This window comes from Sinomonas humi, from assembly GCF_000802235.1.
In the GTDB taxonomy this organism is placed as follows: Bacteria; Actinomycetota; Actinomycetes; order Actinomycetales; family Micrococcaceae; genus Sinomonas; species Sinomonas humi.
This window is the reverse complement of the sequence record NZ_JTDL01000063.1, coordinates 1-4,504: the sequence shown is the minus strand read 5'-3', so window position 1 is coordinate 4,504 and position 4,504 is coordinate 1. Positions and strand designations below refer to the sequence as shown.

The 4,504-nt window shown below is 63.7% G+C and carries 5 protein-coding genes; 2 read left to right on the top strand and 3 right to left on the bottom strand.

Annotated elements, in window-relative coordinates; all coding sequences use genetic code 11:
- Nucleotides 1-897 (bottom strand): hypothetical protein (locus LK10_RS04395; RefSeq protein ID WP_156144029.1); only part of this gene is annotated, 897 nt, incomplete at its 3' end.
- 59 nt (nucleotides 898-956) lie between these two features.
- Entirely contained in the window at nucleotides 957-2,123 is a 1,167-nt protein-coding gene (locus LK10_RS04390; protein WP_043120471.1) for a tyrosine-type recombinase/integrase, read from the bottom strand.
- A gap of 192 nt (nucleotides 2,124-2,315) precedes the next feature.
- On the opposite strand from LK10_RS04390, the gene LK10_RS04385 reads away from it, so the two are divergent.
- Complete coding sequence (locus LK10_RS04385; protein WP_052206949.1) at nucleotides 2,316-2,513, top strand: hypothetical protein; 198 nt, start codon at nucleotides 2,316-2,318, stop codon at nucleotides 2,511-2,513.
- Between the two features lie 225 nt (nucleotides 2,514-2,738).
- Complete coding sequence (locus LK10_RS04380; protein ID WP_156144028.1) at nucleotides 2,739-3,845, top strand: PDDEXK family nuclease; 1,107 nt, start codon at nucleotides 2,739-2,741, stop codon at nucleotides 3,843-3,845.
- A 138-nt stretch (nucleotides 3,846-3,983) separates the two neighbouring features.
- Here the strand turns inward: LK10_RS04380 and LK10_RS22190 are convergent.
- On the bottom strand, nucleotides 3,984-4,504 hold a 521-nt coding region (locus LK10_RS22190; RefSeq protein WP_043120469.1), incomplete at its 5' end, for a hypothetical protein.

Genomic DNA, 4,504 nt, shown 5'->3' with positions numbered 1-4,504 from the left:
CGCCCGACGAGCCGCCGAGTGCTCGTCGTACATGAATCGGTAAAGCTGTTCTAGCGCCGTCATAGCGGCTCGCCGTTGGGCGGCGCCCAGGGCCTTTCCCTTCTGCGGCCCCCAGCTGACGACCCTGTCCCGGAGCCATATTCTGAAGCCTTCCGACCAGTCGCCGAGCTCTTCTTCATCAGCAAGTCTTGGGTCGTCGCATCCGATCTCGTCGATGTAGCGCTGGAAATGGGTCAAGACGCTCTGCCTCGACCGCAGCGTGCTCCAGGTGTACTTTTCGCGTTCTAGTTGCCGGGAGAGCCACCACTTCGCGGCTTCACGAAGCCAGGGGGTGGTCAGGTGGCTGAAGTAGATGTTCTCTGACCGCTGGGGTTCATGCTCCCGCAGCGGAATCCGAGCGTCCAGGGTGGGGTTCCAGACATTCAACCGCCACCAGTCACCGCGGTGATAGGCGTAGAGCAAGATGTTGATGCACCTGCCGAGGGAATCCGAGATTCCCTTGGCTTGGGTGGGCGGGAGGGAGCGTTCCTCGCGGATGTGCGCCCTGTTGATGAGAGCGACCCATTCGTCCCTCTCCACGCTGAGAAGGCTCATCAGGTCTGGACGGTCTCGCAGAACGAGCCTGAGCGCGTTGGTGAGCTTTCCCATGGAATTCGAGCTGATGCGCAGGCCGATTTCGACTTGACGCTGCAGGCACCACACGAGTTCGGTGACCATCGGATCGGGGAGTCCGCGAAGGCTTATCGCGACCCCTTTCCCAGACGTGCGGTATCGCGGTAGGTCTTCCATCATGGCCGCGAGCCATTCCTTCGGCATGCTCTTTCGATCGAAATAGTCGCGTCTCAACTCGGGTTGCAGTTCGTCGCGCAGCTCTGCGTTGACCTGCTCGTCATACATTCCGCTCAGAAGAAGCCGAGAGTCGGCTTGTGAGGTTCGGCGGGTGACCGGGGTCCGCTTCATTCTGCTGCCTTCCACTTGCCGATCAGGCTGCTCCAGTCGGCGGCTGCCTTCATCTCCGCATCGTCAGTCACGTGCGCGTAAGTCGTCATGAGTGTGTTGATGTCGCTGTGGCCGAGCCGACGCTGGACGACGTGTTCTCTCACGCCAGCCAGCAGCATTGCCGTCGCGTGGGTATGCCGGAACCAGTGCGGGGTCCACCGAGGTAGTAGCGGGTGGCGGCGGCGGAATCCGTCCACCCAGTCGTAGACGTTCTCCGGCCGCATCGGCGACCCGATGTGACAGCGGAAGAGGTTGACGAAGACGAACGAGCGGTCATCGAAGTCGACGCCTCTGTCGGCAAGCCAGAAGAGGTATTCCCCGTAGAGGTCGTCTAGGTCGTCGCCAATGTAGAGATGCCGGTACTGCTGGTTCTTCACGCGGAGGCGCCGTTGTGCGTCCTCGCGGGGGCGGATTTGGATAGCTGCCGTCGTCCCCGTCCCTGGGATCCAGTCTCCATGCTTGAGCAGCAGTGCTTCGGCAATCCGGAGGCCGGTTCCTTCAAGAAGTGACCAGAAGAGCCTGAACCGAAGGTCGCCTCTCCAACTGCCATCGCCGAGCGATGTGGCGGCGTCGTCTTTCGCTCGCTCGATCTGCCCAGGTGTCAGGAATGGCACGGGTTTCTTCCGGCCTCGTCTACGGCCAACAATGCGTCGCTCATGCCCGTCTCGGACGTGGCCGAGGAAGGATGTGTAGCGGCTCCGTGCTTGGACGGTCCCGCCCTTGACGTACTCGTAGAAGCTTCTTGCCGCTGGAACCCCGGACCGCACTGCGTGATAGCGGTAGAAGCTCATCACTGCGGTCAGGCCCGACTCCACCGTCGAAGAGGAAGAAGGCTTCACCGGCCGCAGAAGCGGCACGCCCGGCGCAGCCTGGCCGGTCTGCAATCGGCGCATGAACCGGACCAGATCGTCGACCTCGACGGCCGACCAGTCCGTGCCGGCTTCCTCCAACATGGTCCACCAAGCGGCAAGCCCGCCTGCATAGCTGCGAACCGTGTGAGGCGAGTATTTCTCCTGCCGCAGGTGCTCCAAGTACCGCTCAATGGGCTCCACAACTCGAAAGGACCCGTCGAGAACGACGTGGGTGATCTCGTCTCCGGCAACCACGCGCTGGCGAACGGCCATGGAAGCACCCTGCCACGAGTCCGGCCGAGCATAGGGGATCCTGCGTCATCAGCGGCGTGGCGCATCACCCCCGGATATTCCTTACTTTGAATGCGGACGAGAGCCTAATCGACTGGGCTAGCGACGTCAGCGGCAGATCAGATCTACCCCGAATATCACCTCATTCCCCTGGGAGCCGGGGGAGCGAGCGACGTGCGGAACCTCTGGCCCGAGCCGAACACCCTCGTACACCAGACGCCATCGACGTACATCCACAACGACAAGGACGCCATCGAGGGGGACACCCAAGCAGCAATCTGCACCGGCACAGCCCAGCTCACCTCCCTCCAGAAGGCCTTCGCAACCGACTGGACGACCGTCAGCCTCCCCCACACGACCCGGAACGAGTAGGCCGAAGCCCGGGCCGGAAGACGAGGCGCCCTCGAAGACCCGTGAAGCCGGCCTCAAGGGGCTGCGACTGGCGTAGAGGCCGCTTCGGTGACATGGACATGCCCGAGAGGAGCGGCGGAGGCTTTGCCTCGGACCTGCAACTGCCGGAGAGCCACATATTTGGCGGAGTCGGGCGATATCCTTCGGCCATCACTTCTCCGAATACGCGGCCTAAGGGGACGGCTCTTGGCAATCTTGATCCGGGAACACGGAGGCGACTGGCAGGAGCCGGTCATGGGGTACGACAACGAGAAGGCGCTCCAGGAGATCATCCTCGCCCACCCGTCCCTCGTCACGGGCTCCCTCACCAGTGAGACCCGGACGGCGGTCGCCTGCCGTGAATTCCAGAGCGGGGTCGGCCCGGCCGACGTCGTCGTTCTCGAGGCCGAGGGGAATCTCACTCTGGTGGAGTGCAAGTTGGCCAGCAACCGTGAGGTGCGCCGAGAGGTCATCGGCCAAGTCCTCGACTACGCCTCCCGGATCTGGCAGATGAGCGTGGACGAATTCGAGCAGGCTTGGGTCAAAGCCGGGGGAGGTTCGCCATTTGAGGCCTTGTACGACACCGACGGAAGCATTCGCGCCGCGGTTCAGGAGAACCTCGAGTCGGCCCGGTTCAAGATCGTCCTGGCTGTCGACGGCATCAACGACGACATCCGGCGCATCGTCGAGTTCCTCAATCGCATCACGGTTCCCGAGACCGGCGTCGTCGTCGTCGAGTTCATGCGCGCAAGCTCAGGAACAACCGAAGTGCTGATCCCCACCTCGTTCGGGACAGACTACGTCGAAGCCAAGGCAGCCCAAGGCAAACCCCGCGAGCCCCGTGAGCCGTGGAACGGGCACGACTGGTACGTCGCCTTCGGTGAGGGCCCCGATGGACGCTCATGGGAGGACGCCGCCCGCTACGGCTTCGTCTCGGCAGGGGGCGGCGAGTGGTACTCCCGTACCTTGAGGAACCTGCCGATCGGCGCACGGGTGTTCGTCTACCTCCCCAGGCACGGATACGTCGGCGTAGGCAGGGTCACGGGCCAAGCGATGCCCTTCGGGCAAGCCGAGGTCCTTCTCGAAGGCACCTCCACCCGTCTCGCCGAGCTGCCGCTTGTGGGGACCTATGGATCTCTTGAGGACACTGCAGATTCCGCGGAGTACGTCGTGCCCGTCGATTGGCACTCGACCAGGGCTCGAGAGCAGGCGTTCTGGAAGAAGGGCATGTTCGCCAACCAGAACAGCGCCTGCCCTCTGCGCAGCCGGTTCACCATCGATGAACTCGCTGCGTTCTTCGGCGTCGACCCCTGAACACATCCCTGCGATGGGCGGGGAGGACTCGTGCCCTTCGTCCAGACCCCGGAGACTGCATCGAGCCGTCGACTGCGGGCTTACTTCGTCCGGGAGGCGGTCCAGAGGCGACAAGACCGGGATCCGACGGAGGGTCTGTCAGGTCGTTGGCGTGGCTGCGCTGGGCTCTGGGACGCCGAGGATGCAGGCTGTGATGCGTTTCTCCAGCGGGGCCCCGAGTGGGAGGCCGGTGAACGCTTTCTCGACGTCTTCGATGTCGAAGGGCTCTGTGCGGAGTGTCGGGGTGATGTGGTTGAGGCGGAGGTAGCGCGCGCGTCTTTGTTCTCGGCGTGCATCGGCGAGTAGGGGCTGGACGAGTGCGAGCCATTGCTCGGCTACCAGGTACGGGTCGGGACGTGGCTCGTCGCTGGGTGTGGAGAGCGCTCTGACCTTCCTCCAACGCTCGCTGATCTCGTACTCTCCGCGCCGTGCCGCTTTGGATGCCCAGTCGTCGATGGCCTGGCCCATCTGATCGAGCGCCCGGAGCATGCGGCGCGGAAGGAGCAGTCGCTCAACGCGTGTTGCTTCTGTGAGATAGCGGTTCAGCCACTCGTCGCAGACTTCATCGTAGGGGAGGCTGGGCGGGTCCTCGCGGAGCTTCTCGCGGAGGGGCCCCACGA